This window comes from Mesorhizobium sp. M1A.F.Ca.IN.022.06.1.1 (assembly GCF_003952605.1).
GTDB lineage: Bacteria > Pseudomonadota > Alphaproteobacteria > Rhizobiales > Rhizobiaceae > Mesorhizobium.
In genome coordinates this window covers 3,486,419-3,502,498 of the sequence record NZ_CP034455.1, presented here as the reverse complement: position 1 = coordinate 3,502,498, position 16,080 = coordinate 3,486,419, and the positions used below count along the sequence as shown (strand labels likewise).

Here is a 16,080-nt window from a genome sequence, read left to right as displayed (position 1 = left end):
GAGGATCAGACCTTTTCGACTTCAGGCCGGCCCAGGATGCCGGAGGGCAGGAAGATGAGCACGATCGCCAGGATCGAGAAGGCCGCGACGTCCTTGTAGTCGATCGAGAAATAGGCCGACCACATGCTCTCGATGAAGCCGATCAAAAGCCCGCCGAGCACTGCGCCCGGCAGCGAGCCGATGCCGCCAAGCACCGCCGCCGTGAAGGCCTTCACGCCCGGCACGAAACCGTCTGAGAAGACCACCACGCCATAATACATCAAGAAAAGCGTCCCGGCGACCGCGGCAAGCGCTGCGCCCATGATGAAGGTGATGGAGATAGTGCGGTCGACGTCGACGCCAAGCAGCGCCGCCATCTTGCGGTCCTGCTCGCAGGCGCGCTGCGCCCGCCCCAATGCCGTCCTGTTGACGAGATACCAGAAGATCGCCAGCAGCACGGCAGTGACGAGCACGATGATGATCTGCTTCAGCGAGACGCTGATGCCGTCGATCGTATAGACCTGGCTGACCAGCGGCGGGATCGGCTTGTTGCGCGGCCCTTGCGTGACCTGCACGAAGTTGGACAGGGCGATCGACATGCCGATGGCGGTGATCAGCGGCGCGAGCCGGAACGATCCGCGCAGCGGCCTGTAGGCCACCTTCTCGATCGTCCAGTTGTAAAGACTGGTGAGCAGCATGCCCACGATCATCATGATCAGGAGCGCCACCACCACCGGCACCGAATAGAACATCGCGCCGAGGATCAGGAAGACGATGAGGGCCGTGAAGGCGCCCACCATGAAGATATCGCCATGGGCGAAATTGATCATGCCGATGATGCCGTAGACCATCGTGTAGCCGATCGCGATCAGCCCGTAGATAGATCCCAGCGTCAGCCCGTTGATAAGCTGCTGGACGAAATACTGCATATTTAAGCGGCTCCCCTGGAATGTCGCCTTCGAGGACGCATTCCTTTTCGTATTGCCCCTAGTCGTAAAGTTTCAAGCCCGGATTGCAACGTGATTTTTCAATCGCCGCGCGTGGTTTGGAAGCACGCTGCCCGATTGCCCGCTTTCTCGCACCCGGCCCCTGGACTATCGCGGACCCTATCATTGGCACAACGCAATGTCTTTGACGATTAAGCCGTATCATGCGCGTCGTTTCGAAGAAATCGCCGTCAAAATAAATTGATGAGAAGATCCTTGCGTCAGCGGCAGCGCTCGATTTGCCGTCCCGCGCATTCCGCCAAGTCAGGATTCTGCTCGGTATGACGGTCATGTGACGGCGAGGCGAACGGCGGCCGAAATCACCTTTGCCGATTGGTTCGGTAGTCAGGTTTCGACGAACGACGAGGCGGCCTGACGCCGAACGGGAGCGATCAGGTGACGATGAACCCGTGCGCGAACGGATCGCGGTCGTCGATGAAGATGGTGTTCAGTCCGGTCATGCGCGCCCAGCCGCCGATCGAGGGGATGATGGCTGGTTTGCCGGCGACGCTGACCTCCTTTTCGACCCTGCCCTTGAACAGCGAGCCGATGATCGACTCATGGACAAAACTGTCGCCGACCTCGAGCCTACCCTTGGCGTGGAGCTGCGCCATGCGCGCCGAGGTGCCGGTGCCGCAAGGCGAGCGGTCGATCGCCTTGTCGCCATAGAATACGGCATTGCGGGCATCGGCCTCGGCATCTCTCGGCTTGCCGGTCCACAGCATGTGCGACAGCCGGTTGATGCCCGGATTTTCCGGGTGAACGAACGAGTATTTCTCGTTCAGGCGCTGGCGCACAAGCGGGCTCCAGGCGATGAGGTCGGCGGCCGAATGGTCGGCCATGTCGCGGTAGTTCTCCTGCGGCTCGACGATGGCATAGAAATTGCCGCCATAAGCGACGTCGACGCTGATCTCGCCAAGCACCGGGCACTCCACCGACAGCCCTTCGGCGTAAAGGAAGGACGGCACGTTGGTGATGCGCACCTCCTCGACATATTCGCCGACCTGTTTGTATTCGGCGACGACTAGGCCGGCCGGCGTGTCGAGCCTGAGCACGCCCGGCGTCTTCGGCCTCACCAGCCCATGCTCGATCGCCATCGTCACGGTGCCGATGGTGCCGTGGCCGCACATCGGCAGGCAGCCCGAGGTTTCGATGAAGAGGATCGCGATATCGCAGTCCTCGCGCGTCGGCGGATAGAGGATCGAGCCGGACATCACGTCATGACCGCGCGGCTCGAACATCAGCCCGGTCCGGATCCAGTCATATTCGGCGAGGAAATGCGCCCGCCGTTCCATCATCGTCGCGCCTTCTAGCAGTGGGCCGCCGCCGGCAACCAGCCTCACCGGATTGCCGCAGGTGTGGCCGTCGATGCAGAAGAAGGATGTCTTGGCCATGATGGCTCCCTGAAATATCAGAATTCTGGCGAATTGTCAGAACCGTTGCGGGCGGAAAGGAGTGAGATCGATCGGCGGCTCCTGCCCGAGAAGGAGATCTCGGATCGAGCGGCCGGTCGCTGCCGCCTGGGTCAGGCCGAGATGGCCGTGGCCGAAAGCGTAGACGATGTTCGGCGCCCGCGCCCTGCCGATGACCGGCAGCGAATCCGGCAGCGATGGCCGGAAGCCCATCCACTCGCGGCCGCCCGACGGATCGAGCCCGGGCAGGAAACGCTTGGCTTTTTCCAGCATCGCCTTCGAGCGCGCGAAATTCGGCGCTCGTTCGATGCCTCCGAGCTCGACGGCGCCGCCGACGCGCAAGCCGGTTTCCAGCGGCGTGATGACGAAGCCGTGCCCGGAAAAGATCAGCTGCCGCTTCACGTCGAAGGCCGACACCGGCAGCGTGGTGTTGTAACCGCGCTCGGTCTCCAGCGGGATGCGGTCGCCGATATCTTTGGCCAGCAGATGCGACCAGGCGCCGGCGGCGATCACGAGCTGCTTCGCTTTTCGGGCCGTGCCGTCCGCAAGCATAAGCGTGACGCCGTTTGTTCCGGTCCCGATACGCTCGACGCGCGCGTGCTCGAAGCGCGCGCCGAGCCGCTCCGCATAGGCCCAGATCGCCTTGCCGAGCAGTTTCGGATCGGCGACTGTCTTCCACCCCGGCACGAAGGTGCCCTTGACGAAGCGCGGCGAAAGACCCGGCTGCAGCGCCGCCATCCCCTCACCCTCGACATGGCGGAAGCCTATGCCGAAACGTTCGCGCGCCCTCCAGCCGGACAGCGAGGCGCGGAACTCGGCCTCGCTTTCGTAGAGTTCGAGCGAGCCGTCCTCATGCAGCATCGGCCGCGTGCCAGAGCGGTCGAGCAAACCCATCCATTCGGCTTCGGCGAGCTTCATCATGCCGGCCTGCGCCGCAAGGCTCGCCTCGAAGTGCCTGGCGGCGCCCGCGCGCCAGAAGCGGAACAGCCAGGGAAGAAGTTTAGGCAGATAGGCCGGCGGGATGGCAAGAGGCCCCAGCGGATCGGCAAGCCATTTCGGCAACTGCCTGATCATCCCCTTATGCGCCAGCGGCAGCACGTCGGAGAAGGCGAAGGCGGCAGCGTTGCCGGAGCTCGTCTCCTCGCAAATGCCCGTCCGATCGAAAATGGTGACGCTGCGTCCCGCCTCCGCGAGCAAGGTGGCGGCGCAAATGCCGATGATGCCGCCGCCGATGATGGCGATATCTTCTCCTTCTCCCCGGTCACGGGGAGAAGGCGCCCGACGGGCGGATGAAGGGCGGCGCCCCTCTTCGGTCGGCTTGGCATTTCCTTGCACGCTGGCGCTGTCCCTCGTCTGTCTGCCGCCATCTGCTCCGCGTGAACGGGAGCAGAAGGCTATCAGAACGCCGGCAGTTCCGGCCGCGCGGCCAGCGCATCCCTGACGATCTTTTCAACCGCCTTCCGGCGCTCGCCCGACAGCGGCTGGCGCGGCATGCGAACGCGGTCATTGGTACCGATCGCCAGCACTTCGGCAAGCTTGATGTTTTGGACCAGGTAGGTCGAGACATCGAGGTCGAGCAGTGGCCTGAACCAGCGGTAAATCTTCAGCGCTTCTTCGCGGCGACCTTTTCTCATCAACTGGTAGATGGCGACGGTCTCACGCGGGAAGGCCGTGACAAGGCCCGCCACCCAGCCGATGGCGCCGACCGACAGCGCCTCGAAGGCGAGGTTGTCGACGCCGGTGAAGAGGTCGTAGCGGTCGCCGAGGCGATTGATGATCTCGGTCGAGCGGCGGATGTCGTCCGACGATTCCTTGATTGCGACGAAGCGCTTGTCGGACGCCAGCTCCTCCATCAGGTCGACAGTGACGTCGACGCGATAGGCGAGCCGGTTGGAGTAGATCATGACAGGCAGGTCGCCGGCCTCCGCGACGGCGCGAAGTGCGGCGACCGTCTCTTCGGCATTGGTGTGGTAGATCGGGCTCGGCACCACCATCAGGCCGTTGGCGCCTTCCTTGGCTGCGCGGCATGCGATGCTTGCCGCCTCGCGGGTGCCGGGTTCGTTGACGGTCAGAAGCACCGGCTTTGTCCCGGCGACCTTCTGCGCCGTCTTCAGCACTTCGATCTTCTCGTCATGCGACAGCATTGGCCCTTCGCCGAGCGAGCCGCAGACGATGATGCCGTCGCAGCCGGCCTCCATCTGCAAGGAGAAACAACGCTCCATTTCGGCATGATCGAGGCGGTCGTCGGGGGTGAATTTGGTCGTGACTGCAGGGAAAACTCCGGCCCACATGGCTATCTCTCCGTCTGATATATCAGCGGTATATTTATTAAGACGCGGGCTGTCAATGCTGAATCCGCTATGATATATGAAAAATATATCAGGAGCTGGCCCATTGATATCCGCATTGATATCCAACGACACGAGCGCAACCTTCGAGCCGGTTGCGACCAGGGCCTATCGTGTGCTGGAGCACATGATCGTCACTCTTGAACTGGCGCCTTCAAGCTTCGTCACCGAAGGTGCACTGATCGAGCGGCTCGGCTTCGGCCGTACCCCGGTGCGCGAAGCGATCCAAAGGCTGGCCTGGGAGGGCTTGCTCGACGTCAGACCACGCGCCGGCATCGCGGTCGCTCCGCTCCACCCCGGCGACTGGCTGCGCGTTATCGATGCCAGGCGCGGCATCGAGGTGGTGCTTGCCCGCTCGGCCGCCCGTTTCGTCACCCGCGAGGCGGCCGACCTGTTTCACGAAGCAGCCCTTGCCATGCAGAAGGCAGTGATCTCCGGCAACGTGCTTTCCTTCATTCAGGCCGACAAGCAACTTGACGAGGCGCTGGCGATCGCCGCCGACAATCCATTCGCGGCGCGCGTGGCGGCGCCCTTGCAGACGCACAGCCGGCGCTTCTGGTTCCGCTACAAGGCGGATACCGGGCTCGCCGAATCGGCCGAGCACCACGTCGCGCTGATCCGCTCGATCCTCGACGGCGACGAGGAAGCCGCCGCCAAGGACGCCAAGAAATTGATGGCGCTGCTGCGCCACCACGCCGAGGCGGCCGCGACGCGCTGACCGGAGCGGTTCCGGCTTAACTGAACTGTCCGGTTACGCAGTTCACCCGCCCGGGTGCCGGACCGCGGTGGCCAGCGTGTGCTCCCATCCCTCGCCGGCCGCCAGGATGCAACTCTGGCCCTTAACGTCGGTCATCAAGATGGTCCAGGTTCCGCTCGCCGACACAAACACCTCGAAGATGGCGACGTCTCCACCCAGGCCATAGCCCAGCCGCTTCTCTTCGAACGTCTCTGCCAGCCCCGCGACCAGATCGTCATGGCCCCCGCAGAGGACTTGCGCCTGCACCGGGACTGCGGGCAAAGCCATGACGGCGCCGGCGACTGCCGCCTTCACCACTCGGAACGAAAATCTGCGTGCCATGGGCACCTCCTTCGCCGTGGCATTCCGGCAAAAGAGGCACATTCGGCCGCCTCAGTGTGCCGGAACGCTCCAGGCCGGACTCGACGTCGCCATCACGTCACTCCTTCTGGTTTCCGGTCTGTCGCAGGGAGATTTATCACTCCCTGCATTCGATATGGTGAAGCTGCGCCCGGTAGACAAGCGGGCGTTGATGCGGGCGCCGGCGCGGCTTTCACTGAACGAGCCGTGGCGCCAGTGAGTGTTAGGCTCCCGGCACGGCTGCCGTGATCGTCGGGCTGTCCCAGCCTTCGCCAACGGACAGGATGCAGCTCTGCCCCTTGGTATCGGAGGCAAGAACGGTCCAACTGCCTTGGTCGGAGACAAAGATCTCGAGCACGACGTTCGGATTGATCAGCCCGCGCCCTGCCTCGCTTTCGTGGAACTTGTCGCCGAGCGCCTTGATGATGTCGGCGCGTGGTGCGCATTGTGCTGCCGCATTGGCCTGGCCGACCGACAGCGCTGCCGCCGCAAGGCACATCGTCGCCATAAGAAATCGTGTCATCCGACACCTCCTCGCGCCAGACGAGAACCCCGGCTGCCACCGGCGCTGTTTGATTGGCCTGCACGCATGGCAGGAATACAGCCTAAGGCGAATGGCGGCCTGTTGGTTCCATGGAATCATTAGGAGGTGCGGATGCAGCCTCGACGTGTCTCGTCGCAAATCATGCATCTGAAGTTGCAAGCGACGACCGGGCGAGACGACAAGCTACGCCAAATATCGATGAGGTGAAGGACAACCAGCCTCCTCTGCAAGGCCCCAAACAGAAAGCGCGGGTGCAAACCGCGCTTTCTCACGAGGCTCTCGAAAAAAACCGTCCGGTCAGTTCATCGTCGGGATGACGAACTCGGCGCCGTCCTTGATGCCGGACGGCCAGCGCGAGGTGACCGTCTTGGTCTTGGTGTAGAAGCGGAACGCGTCCGGGCCGTGCTGGTTGAGGTCGCCGAAGGACGACGCCTTCCAGCCGCCGAAGGTGTAGTAGGCGATCGGCACCGGGATCGGCACGTTGACGCCGACCATGCCGACCTGGACCCTGGAAGCAAAGTCACGCGCGGCGTCGCCGTCGCGGGTGAAGATGGCGACGCCGTTGCCCATCTCGTGGTCGTTGGCGAGGTTGATGGCGTTCTCATAGGTCGGCGCGCGCACCACCGAAAGCACCGGCCCGAAGATCTCTTCCTTGTAGATGCGCATCTCCGGCGTCACGTTGTCGAACAGGCAGCCGCCCATGTAGTAGCCGTTCTCGTAGCCCTGCATCTTGAAGCCGCGGCCATCGACAACCAGCTTGGCGCCTTCCTTGACACCGATATCGACATAGCCCTTGACGCGTTCCAGGGCTTGGCGTGTCACCAGCGGGCCGAAATCGGCCGAGGAGTCGGTCGACGGACCGACCTTCAGGCTTTCGACGCGCGGTACCAGCTTTTCCATCAGCCGGTTCGCGGTGTCGTTGCCGACCGGCACGGCCACCGAGATCGCCATGCAGCGCTCGCCGGCCGAGCCGTAGCCGGCGCCGACCAGCGCGTCGACCGTCTGGTCCATGTCGGCGTCGGGCATGATGATCATGTGGTTCTTGGCGCCGCCGAAGCACTGCACGCGTTTTCCCGCCGCGCAGCCGCGCGCATAGATGTACTGCGCAATCGGCGTTGACCCGACGAAGCCGACGGCTTTGATGTCCGGATCGTCGAGGATGGCGTCGACCACTTCCTTGTCGCCGTTGACCACGTTCAGCACGCCTTCCGGCAGGCCGGCCTCGATGAACAGCTCGGCGATGCGGATCGGCACGCCCGGGTCGCGCTCCGAAGGCTTCAGGATGAAGGCGTTGCCGCAGGCGATCGCCGGCGCGATCTTCCACAGCGGGATCATCGCCGGGAAGTTGAACGGCGTGATGCCGGCGACGACGCCGAGCGGCTGGCGCATCGAATAGGTGTCGATGCCCGGACCGGCGCCGTCGGTGAACTCGCCCTTCATCATATGCGGCGCGCCGATGCAGACCTCGACCACTTCGAGGCCACGCTGGATGTCGCCGCGCGCGTCGGCAATGGTCTTGCCATGCTCGCGCGCCAGGATGTCGGCCAGCTCGTCATAGTCGCGCTGGACCAGTTCGAGAAACTTCATCAGCACGCGCACGCGGCGCTGCGGGTTGGTGGCGCCCCACTTGATCTGCGCGGCCTTGGCGTTCTCGACCGCGGCGCGCAGTTCCTGCGCCGAGGCCAGCGCCACCGTTGCGCGCACCGAGCCGTCCATCGGCTGCATGACGTCCTGCTTGCGGCCGCTGTTGCCGGCGACACGCTTGCCGCCAATGAAATGACCGTACTCGATCATGGGTTCTCTCCCTGTTTTGGTGATGAGGCATTGTCCGCCTTTGCGTCCGCAATGGCAACGCGAGCTAGAACGCAACCGTTGTGCGCGAAATAGACAGCGGCAGTCGGACGTGCATTAATTGCCGCAAAAGGTGATGATGATCCGGTCATTGAAAGGATCGAAGATTGAGTTCCTTCACACCCCCTCTGTCCTGCCGGACATCTCCCGCGCATGGGGGGAGATTGGCAGTTTCATCGCCGGGGCTCATCCTGCACCGCTGGCGATTGGCGAAAGCGAACGCGACATCCGATCTCCCCCCTTGCGGGGGAGATGTCCGGCAGGACAGAGGGGGGTGGGCGGGAACGCAGCGCTGGCGACTAACCTGGACCATCCCCATGAACTGGGATGATGTCCGCATCTTCCTCGCCGTGGCGCGCGCCGGCCAGATCCTCGGCGCGGCAAAACGTCTGGAGCTCAACCACGCCACCGTCTCGCGACGGCTCGCGGCGCTCGAGGAAGCGCTGCGGACGAAACTCTTCCGCCGCCTGACCACCGGCAGCGAGCTGACACCGGCCGGCGAGCGCTTCCTCGACATTGCCGAGCGCATGGAGAGCGACATGATCGCCGCGCGCTCGACCATCGCCGGCGAGGGCGACGACGTCTCCGGCACGGTGCGCATCGGCGCTCCCGACGGGTTCGGTGTCGCCTTCCTCGCCAAGCGTTTGGGCGAGCTGACGGCGCTCCACCGCGAGCTGACCATCCAGCTGGTGCCGGTGCCGCGCTCCTTCTCCCTGTCGCGGCGCGAGGCCGACATTGCGATTACCGTCGAGCGGCCGACCGAAGGGCGATTGGTGGCGGGAAAGCTGGTCGACTATACGCTCGGCCTGTTCGCCTCCCGCACCTATGCGGAAGCCAACGGCCTGCCGAAGACAGCAGCCGAGCTCGATCGGCACACGCTGATCGGCTATGTGCCCGACCTCATCGTCAGCCCTTCGCTCGACTATGCCGCGGAGTTCAGCCCGGACTGGCGCACCAGCTTCGCCATCTCGTCAGCACTTGGCCAGGCGGAGGCGGTGCGCTCGGGCGCCGGCATCGGCATCCTCCACACCTTCGTCGCCCGCTCGATGCCGGAACTGGTGCCGGTCGACATCGTCGCGCCCATCCGCGGCGCCTACTGGTTGGTCTATCACGAATCGGTGAGGCCGCTGCGCCGGGTCCAGCTCGTCGCCAATTTCATCACCAAGGCAGTGGAGCGGGAAAAGGGGTTGTTCGTCTAATGCCGCCCAAAAAGGCCGACCCGCTTTGGAACCGCCTTCAAGGCGCATCGAGGACGAAAGAATTCACAACCTGTCGGCCTCAGCGGCGAACGGCGCCCACATCCGGCCGGCTTCCTCGGCGCTGTTGCCCATGAGCCCGCAGTTGACTAAGCCGTAGTGGCGGTCGCGTATCGAAATCGCGATCCTGGCGTGGCCGTAGAAGCTGACATCGCCGTCGCCGAGGTGGAAATCCATGTCAGCCATCCGCACGGGATAGCCGTCCGGGAGTCGCGCCAGCCTGTCGTTGCTGAAACTGGCCGAACCGAAGGCGGAGCCGACCTGCCTTGCGCTTGCCACAAAATCGGCCAGTGTGGCACCAGTACTTCGCCATGCCATGGCAGGCGAGGGGGAATCTGGGAAAGCCGGCGCAGACATGCGAGCCATTCTTGCCATCCTGCCGCTGCTTTGCCTCTCCGGCTGCGCCAATCCGTGGGCCAGGGTTCCCGAAGCGGAACTGCCGAAGTCGATCCGCAATGCGATGGCCCGCCCCTCGCCTTTCGTCTTCGGCAATTATTGCGGTCCCGGAACCCGTACCGGCGATCTCTCGGCCACCCCGGTCGACCGGCTCGATGCCGCCTGCCGGATCCACGATGCCTGCTATATCGCCCGCCACAATCATTGCGATTGCGACGGCGCGCTGATCGCTTCGGCAAGGACGATCCGCGGCGACAAGACGGCGCCAAGGAAGATGCGCGGCGAGGCCGAGCTCTTGATAGCCACCTTCGCGCTTCCGGTCTGCAAGGTCTTTCCGCAGGGCTTCATGCCGCCGCGCGACCCCGCCCAGCTCAAGGTCATGAACGGGGCGACCGGGTGAGACCGGGAGCCGTCGTGACAAGGCTGCTGCTTGGCCTGGCGCTGACCGCGCTCGCCGGATGCGCCGGCATGCCGGGCCGTTCCGCCTGCGCCTTCTTTCCGGGAGACGAAGCCTGCGCGCGTCCGCCCATCTCGGCGGATCGAAGCGGCGCCGAGATCGCCAGCGCCGGTTACTTCGCGGACAATGGCAGTGCCGCCTATGAAAAGCGATTCGAGGCGTTGCTGGCCCAAAGCCGAATCGATGCGCTCGACCGCACCAATGGTACCGGCCGCTTCGGCCGTGACTGGCGCGACGTCCACAATGATCGTTTCCAGGCAACTTATCCGGCGCTGCAACGGCTGGCGAAGCCGCTCGACAGCACGGAGCAGCCGCTGGCACCAGGCAAACCGGGCGAAGGCCATTTCACCGGTCGCTGGCGCATGTCGCGCCAGACGCTCTATCTCGACGCTGCCGCCAGGCCGTCCGCACCCAAGAGCTTCAGCTTCTCCGGCCTGCAGGCGCGCTCGGTCGAGATCGTGCTCCGCCAGGTCGGCCGGCAAACGGTCGTGATCGGCGGCAGCTGCGACGGATCGCTGGCGATGCGCATCTCGGGCCGGTCGCGGACAATTGCCAAAGGTGCCGCGTTCCATCTCAGCCTGCCGGCGACCGAGACATCTGCCAGCCTGTTTCCAAGCGAAGCGCTCACCCGTTGCGATCTCACCGTCAGCTCCAGCCTCGCGCCGTCCGGCGCGAAGCTGACCATCCTGCGCGAGGAGGCCGCCGACCCATGGATCACGGCACTCGACAGCCGCTATGATCGTTGTCCGGTGCCAGATCCGGCCGGGCTCGAAGCGCTCGACCGCGCCTTTTATGCCGGTCGCTGGCTGTCGCAGACCTGCGCGCTGCCGCTCAGGTCGCCGACCTTGCTGCGCAAATCGCGCGACGGCTTCAATTCCAAGGTCGAGGCGCTGCTCGGCAAGACGCTGCCCGACAGCGCCTTCGACAAGGCCGATCCCGAACTGCCGCTCGATTTCTCCAACGCGCCGAGACTCAAGCTGATCTATCTGTCGTCGCTGGAGTTCAAGGCGGACTTTTCCGGCCGCATCATGGAGCGGCTGATCCGCCACCACGCGGCGCTCGGCACCAAGGTACGCATCCTGGTCACCGACGTGCTGGAGCGCGACAAGGACGACGCCCTGCTGCATCGGCTGGCGGCGGAGTTTCCCAATGTCCAATTGCAGGAATATCGCTGGCAGGCCGATCACGGCGCGCCGATCGACGAGCAGCTCTCACAGCTGCACAAGACCCATCACATCAAGATGCTGGCGACCCTGGCCGAGGAACCCGGCCGCTCGCGCGTCATCATCGGCGGCCGCAACATCCATGACGGGTTCCTGTTTCATAAGCCGATCGACCTGTCGCGCTACCCTCAGCTGCAGCAATACGGCAAGACCGACGGCTTCTCGCTCAACTACTATTCCAACTGGAGCGACTTCGACATCGAGATCGCCGACCGGGCGACGGTCGAAACGCTGGCCGCGCATTTCTCGACCGTCTGGCTGCGCGATGCCGACACCAATCTGTCACGGCCGTTTTCCATTCCGGTTCGTTCCGGTGGCCATCCGCAAGGCGTGGTGCGGCACTTCATTTCCGTGCCTTACGCGGACGGGCATGCACTGGAAAACTACTTCGTCGGACTGATCGACACCGCCGAGCATCGCATCGAGATCGTCAATCCCTATCTCAACCTCACGCCCAGTATCGCGAGAGCGTTCGATCGGGCGCTGGCCCGCGGCGTCAAGATCGACGTCGTCGGGCGCATCGATCTCAAGGGCGACATAGGCGGCCGCTTCCTCACCGCGCTCAACAAGCTATTCGTGGAGAAATATGGCGACCGCATCAACATCCGCGAATTCAAGGCGCCCGACGTGGTGCTGCATTCCAAGATCATGATGATCGATCAGCGCCTGGTGACGATCTCCTCGGTCAACCTCAACAATCGCAGCTTCGTCCACGACTCGGAAAACGGCATGATGGTGCTCGATCCTGCCTTCTACCGCCGCATGAAGTCGGTCTACGACGACTATCTCGCCCATTCGCAGCCGGTCGCCACCAATGTCACGATCGGCTGGGCTTACCGGCTGCTGTTCAGCAATGGGTGGGTGAAACAGGCCTTTTAAATCAAGCCTTGATGTAGCGGTCCGGGCTGAGGTCGAGCGCGTTGATCTCCGGCACCCGGTTGGAAATGATATCGGCAAGCACTTTCGCCGAGCCGCAGGCCATGGTCCAGCCCAGTGTGCCGTGGCCGGTGTTGAGATAGAGGTTGGACAATTCGCTGCGCCCGACCAGCGGCGGCCCGTCGGGCGTCATCGGCCGCAAGCCACACCAGAAACTCGCCGCCTTGAGATCGCCGCCGCCCGGAAACAGGTCGCCGACGGAGTGCTCGAGCGTGCGGCGGCGCGATTCATGCAGACGAAGGTCGAAGCCCGAAATCTCCGCGGTGCCGCCGACGCGGATGCGGTCGCCGAGCCTGGTGATCGCCACCTTGTAAGTCTCGTCCATGATGGTCGACACCGGCGCCGCCGCCGCGTCCGTTATCGGCACCGTGATGGAATAGCCTTTGACCGGATAGACGGGGATCGGCCGTTTCATCTTGCGCATGAAGGGAGCCGAATAGCTGCCAAGCGCCATCACATAAGCCTCCGCCGTTCGCCAGCCCTTGTCGGTGCCGACCTGGACGACGCGGTTTCGGTTCCTGACGACGCGCCGGATGCTCGTGCCGTATTCGAAGGCGACGCCGCGCGCCACGCAAAGCTCGGCCAGCTTGTCGGTGAACATCTTGCAGTCGCCGGTCTCGTCGCCGGGCAGCCTCAGCCCACCGACGAATTTTTCCCGCACACCGGCCAGCGCCGGCTCGGCCGCGATGCAGCCGTCCCGGTCGAGGAGCTCGTAGGGAACGCCATATTTTTTCAGCACCTCGACATCGCCGCCGGTGCCGTCGAGTTGCTTCTGCTTGCGGAAGAGCTGCAGCGTGCCCTTGGCTCGCTCGTCATAGCTGATGCCGATCGTAGCGCGTAGCGCCTTCAGCGTGTCGCGGCTGTACTCGGCCAAGGGCACCATGCGCGACTTGTTCAGCGCATAGCGCTCGGCCGTGCAGTTGCGCAGCATCTTCAAGAGCCATGTCCACATATGCGGATCGAAGGCCGGCCGCACCACCAGCGGTCCGTATTTCATCAACAGCCATTTGACGGCTTTCACGGGAATGCCGGGCCCGGCCCATGGCGAGGCATAGCCCGGCGACACTTCGCCGGCATTGGCGAAGCTGGTCTCCAGCGCCGGGCCCTGCTGCCGGTCGATCACCGTGACTTCGTGGCCGGCCTCGGCAAGGAAGTAGGCGGTGGTGATCCCGATCACACCGCCGCCCAGCACTAGGACTTTCATTCTATGCTCCCTCAAACCGATCATGCCTCCGAAGGGCCGGGATCGTCGCCTTCTGTCTGCCGGATTTTGCCGCCCCCGCCAAGGGGCCAACGATCGCCTGCGGCGCTGTACACCAGCCTCGGGCTACGGGGTCGCCGTCCGGCAGTCCGAGCCGCCTGATGCTTGGCCTCCGGCTGGTAGGCCACATCCTCGAGGAGGATGCGCTCGCGGCTGCCGTCGGGGCGCTCGGCCACTACCGACTGGCCCGCCCTCATGCCGAGCAGGCAGAGGCCGCGCCAGGTGCCGAGCGGCAGGCCGAATCCGACAGGAGCGGAGGCGTCGCCCAGCATCAACGTCCTCGTCTCCGGGGCTCCGTCGTTGATCCGGAAGACTACCCGGCTGTTCAGCGTGGCGATGTCGGGCTCGACCATGCCGGCCGGGATGATGTTGCTCTCGGCGAGCTTGCGTTCGAGCATCGGCACGATCGCGTCGGCAAAGGCGCGCCGGCGCATCAGCATCGCTTCGAGAACCGCGAGATCCTTCGGCGTGAGGCGATAGATGGTCCTGGTCATGGCACTCTCCGCGACGCGGATTGCTCGACCGCGTGGATGGTCGCCGAAAGCACCCGGCCGTCGCGGCTTCGCCAGGAGACTGCCCGGCCGGCACGCGCGCCGATCAGCGCGGTTCCGAGCGGCGTCAGCACCGAGATGCGTTTTTCGGCGATGTCGGCCTCGGCGGGATAGACTAGCGTGACGCGCTGAACGCTTCCTTCCCCGTCGTGAAGCGTCACCGTCGTGCCCATCCGCACGACGTCGGCTGGCATCGCCGCTTCGGCGGCGATCCGCGCGCGGTCCATCTCGGCGAGCAGGTCCTCGGCCATCTCGGGCGTCCGCTCGAGAAAGGCTCTGGCAAGGCCGCTGAGCCGGTCGTGGTCCGCGTCGCTGACGACGATCGTGTTTCGGGAACGCGATTGGGTTGTGGCATTCATGGCAAACCTCCTGGATTTGCACGTCGACGAACCGACGCGCGCTGCAGCCCGCTCAAAGGCGGCGACGAAGAGCCGACAGCCGCGAAAGGCTGGCTGGCTCGATGACGATGTCAGGAATTCAAATGCCCCGGCTCGGCGGTCGCCAACACGACCGCGCCGGGGCTACGCTCCCGCGATGGGGCAAACCCTGAAAAAGGTTCTGCTATGGGCGAGGTTGCTCATGCCTCGACCCTTGCCGAGATGCATCGGCTTGTCAAGCAAGCCGCCCCTTTCACCCGCCGATGTAGCGGCGGTGAAAGCGCGCACCCAAGCTGGCCAGCACCTCGTAGCCGATGGTTCCGGCATGTGCGGCCGCGTCGTCGAGGCTTTGCGACGGCCCGATGAGCTCGACGAGGTCGCCCTCGCCCAGTTGATCGACCGGAAGCGCTGAAATGTCGAGGACAATGGAATCCATCGATACCCGCCCGACGAAAGGCAGCCGCACGCCCTCAAACCAAGCGGCCGACGCCGCGCGCCGGTGCCAGCCATCGGCATAGCCGAGCGAGATTGTCGCCAGCCTGAGCGGTCCGCGCGCATGATGGGTGTGGCCGTAGCCGACGCCGGCGCCGTCTTCGACGTTGCGCGTCTGAGCCACCTTCGCCTGCAGCCGGACCACCGGCATCATCGGGTTCGCCTCGCCCGGCGTTGGGTTGATGCCGTAGAGCGCCGCGCCCGGCCGCGCGAGGTCGTGGTGGTAGGCCGATCCGAGAAAGATGCCGGACGAATTGGCAAGCGAGGCCGGCGCCTTGGGCAGCATCCCGCGCAGCCGCTCAAACGCGAGCCGCTGCGCTTCGTTGGCAGGATTGCGCGGCTCGTCGGCGCAGGCGAGATGGCTCATCACCAGGCGGATGTCGATGCCGCCGAAAGCATCCGCCGCGAGCGCCTCGACGTCAGCCGTCGGCATACCGAGCCGTGACATGCCGCTGTCGACCTGAACAGCGGCCGGCAGCTTTCGGCCGGCGGCAAGCGCCGCTTCACGCCACGCCCTCAACTGAGCGGTGCTGTTGATGACAGGATGAAGCCCAGTCGCGATCGCTTCCGGCTCGGAGCCCGGCGGCAGGCCGTTGAGCACAAAGATCTCATGTCCGGGTCCAAGCGCCTTGCGCAGCGCGATGCCCTCGCCGAGCAGCGCGACGAAGAAGATCTCGCAGCCTTCCTTCATCAGCGCCGATGCCACGCGCGCTGCGCCGAGGCCATAGCCGTCGGCCTTGAGCACGCCGGCGCAGCGCACGCCCGCCAGCCGCGCCTTCAGCCGCCGGTAGTTCTCGCGGATGGCGCCAAGATCGATGGTCAGGATCGCGCCGGCTGCGGTTTCGCTGGGCATAAAGCCGCTGGTGGCGGTCGTTTGCGGCAAAGACGTTTTGGTGCCGGTCATCGGGGCAATTG

At 64.6% G+C, this 16,080-nt stretch carries 16 protein-coding genes; 4 read left to right on the top strand and 12 right to left on the bottom strand.

What is annotated here, in order from left to right; all coding sequences use genetic code 11:
- Positions 1 to 5: 5 nt before the first annotated feature.
- The 4 genes from EJ078_RS16720 to EJ078_RS16705 form a co-directional block, all read right to left on the bottom strand.
- Entirely contained in the window at positions 6 to 908 is a 903-nt protein-coding gene (locus tag EJ078_RS16720; protein WP_067001669.1) for a branched-chain amino acid ABC transporter permease LivH, read from the bottom strand.
- Between the two features lie 449 nt (positions 909 to 1,357).
- The gene (locus EJ078_RS16715) at positions 1,358 to 2,359 is read right to left on the bottom strand and encodes a 4-hydroxyproline epimerase (RefSeq protein WP_067319515.1); all 1,002 of its coding nucleotides are present in this window, start codon (positions 2,357 to 2,359) and stop codon (positions 1,358 to 1,360) included.
- 36 nt (positions 2,360 to 2,395) lie between these two features.
- A complete protein-coding gene (locus EJ078_RS16710; protein ID WP_067319517.1) occupies positions 2,396 to 3,712 on the bottom strand; it encodes an FAD-dependent oxidoreductase in 1,317 nt (438 codons plus the stop codon).
- A 62-nt stretch (positions 3,713 to 3,774) separates the two neighbouring features.
- On the bottom strand, positions 3,775 to 4,668 hold the full coding sequence (locus EJ078_RS16705; RefSeq protein WP_127403732.1) for a dihydrodipicolinate synthase family protein: 894 nt from the start codon (positions 4,666 to 4,668) through the stop codon (positions 3,775 to 3,777).
- Between the two features lie 115 nt (positions 4,669 to 4,783).
- Between EJ078_RS16705 and EJ078_RS16700 the strand changes: the two genes are divergently transcribed.
- Positions 4,784 to 5,443 (top strand): GntR family transcriptional regulator, encoded by a 660-nt coding sequence (locus EJ078_RS16700; RefSeq protein WP_127216854.1) that lies wholly within the window; start codon positions 4,784 to 4,786, stop codon positions 5,441 to 5,443.
- 42 nt (positions 5,444 to 5,485) lie between these two features.
- Here EJ078_RS16700 and EJ078_RS16695 read toward each other — a convergent pair whose 3' ends face one another.
- The 3 genes from EJ078_RS16695 to EJ078_RS16685 all read right to left on the bottom strand — a co-directional run bounded on the left by EJ078_RS16695 (position 5,486) and on the right by EJ078_RS16685 (position 8,159).
- Positions 5,486 to 5,803: a hypothetical protein gene (locus tag EJ078_RS16695; RefSeq protein WP_067319522.1), complete on the bottom strand. Its 318-nt coding sequence runs from the start codon at positions 5,801 to 5,803 to the stop codon at positions 5,486 to 5,488.
- 241 nt (positions 5,804 to 6,044) lie between these two features.
- Complete coding sequence (locus tag EJ078_RS16690; RefSeq protein WP_067001648.1) at positions 6,045 to 6,344, bottom strand: hypothetical protein; 300 nt, start codon at positions 6,342 to 6,344, stop codon at positions 6,045 to 6,047.
- A gap of 318 nt (positions 6,345 to 6,662) precedes the next feature.
- Positions 6,663 to 8,159, bottom strand: a complete 1,497-nt coding sequence (locus EJ078_RS16685; protein WP_127403733.1) for a CoA-acylating methylmalonate-semialdehyde dehydrogenase — start codon at positions 8,157 to 8,159, stop codon at positions 6,663 to 6,665.
- Positions 8,160 to 8,533: 374 nt separating this feature from the next.
- Here EJ078_RS16685 and EJ078_RS16680 point away from each other — a divergent pair, with 374 nt between their 5' ends.
- Positions 8,534 to 9,415, top strand: a complete 882-nt coding sequence (locus tag EJ078_RS16680; RefSeq protein ID WP_208720747.1) for a LysR family transcriptional regulator — start codon at positions 8,534 to 8,536, stop codon at positions 9,413 to 9,415.
- Between the two features lie 63 nt (positions 9,416 to 9,478).
- Here the strand turns inward: EJ078_RS16680 and EJ078_RS16675 are convergent, their stop codons facing one another.
- Positions 9,479 to 9,649, bottom strand: coding sequence for a hypothetical protein (locus EJ078_RS16675; protein ID WP_164750769.1), 171 nt, complete (start codon positions 9,647 to 9,649; stop codon positions 9,479 to 9,481).
- 178 nt (positions 9,650 to 9,827) lie between these two features.
- On the opposite strand from EJ078_RS16675, the gene EJ078_RS16670 reads away from it, so the two are divergent.
- Positions 9,828 to 10,268, top strand: coding sequence for a hypothetical protein (locus EJ078_RS16670; protein WP_127217467.1), 441 nt, complete (start codon positions 9,828 to 9,830; stop codon positions 10,266 to 10,268).
- Between the two features lie 68 nt (positions 10,269 to 10,336).
- Complete coding sequence (locus tag EJ078_RS16665) at positions 10,337 to 12,427, top strand: phosphatidylserine/phosphatidylglycerophosphate/cardiolipin synthase family protein (protein ID WP_208721650.1); 2,091 nt, start codon at positions 10,337 to 10,339, stop codon at positions 12,425 to 12,427.
- A 1-nt stretch (position 12,428) separates the two neighbouring features.
- Here EJ078_RS16665 and EJ078_RS16660 read toward each other — a convergent pair whose 3' ends face one another.
- From EJ078_RS16660 to alr, 4 genes are all read right to left on the bottom strand, one after another.
- On the bottom strand, positions 12,429 to 13,688 hold the full coding sequence (locus tag EJ078_RS16660; protein ID WP_127216283.1) for a D-amino acid dehydrogenase: 1,260 nt from the start codon (positions 13,686 to 13,688) through the stop codon (positions 12,429 to 12,431).
- A 20-nt stretch (positions 13,689 to 13,708) separates the two neighbouring features.
- The gene (locus tag EJ078_RS16655) at positions 13,709 to 14,239 is read right to left on the bottom strand and encodes a nucleoside-diphosphate kinase (protein ID WP_127216284.1); all 531 of its coding nucleotides are present in this window, start codon (positions 14,237 to 14,239) and stop codon (positions 13,709 to 13,711) included.
- Complete coding sequence (gene rnk, locus EJ078_RS16650) at positions 14,236 to 14,655, bottom strand: nucleoside diphosphate kinase regulator (RefSeq protein WP_127216285.1); 420 nt, start codon at positions 14,653 to 14,655, stop codon at positions 14,236 to 14,238. Before rnk ends, EJ078_RS16655 begins: the two co-directional genes overlap by 4 nt.
- Positions 14,656 to 14,926: 271 nt before the next feature.
- The gene (alr, locus tag EJ078_RS16645) at positions 14,927 to 16,069 is read right to left on the bottom strand and encodes an alanine racemase (protein ID WP_067319543.1); all 1,143 of its coding nucleotides are present in this window, start codon (positions 16,067 to 16,069) and stop codon (positions 14,927 to 14,929) included.
- Positions 16,070 to 16,080: the final 11 nt, after the last annotated feature.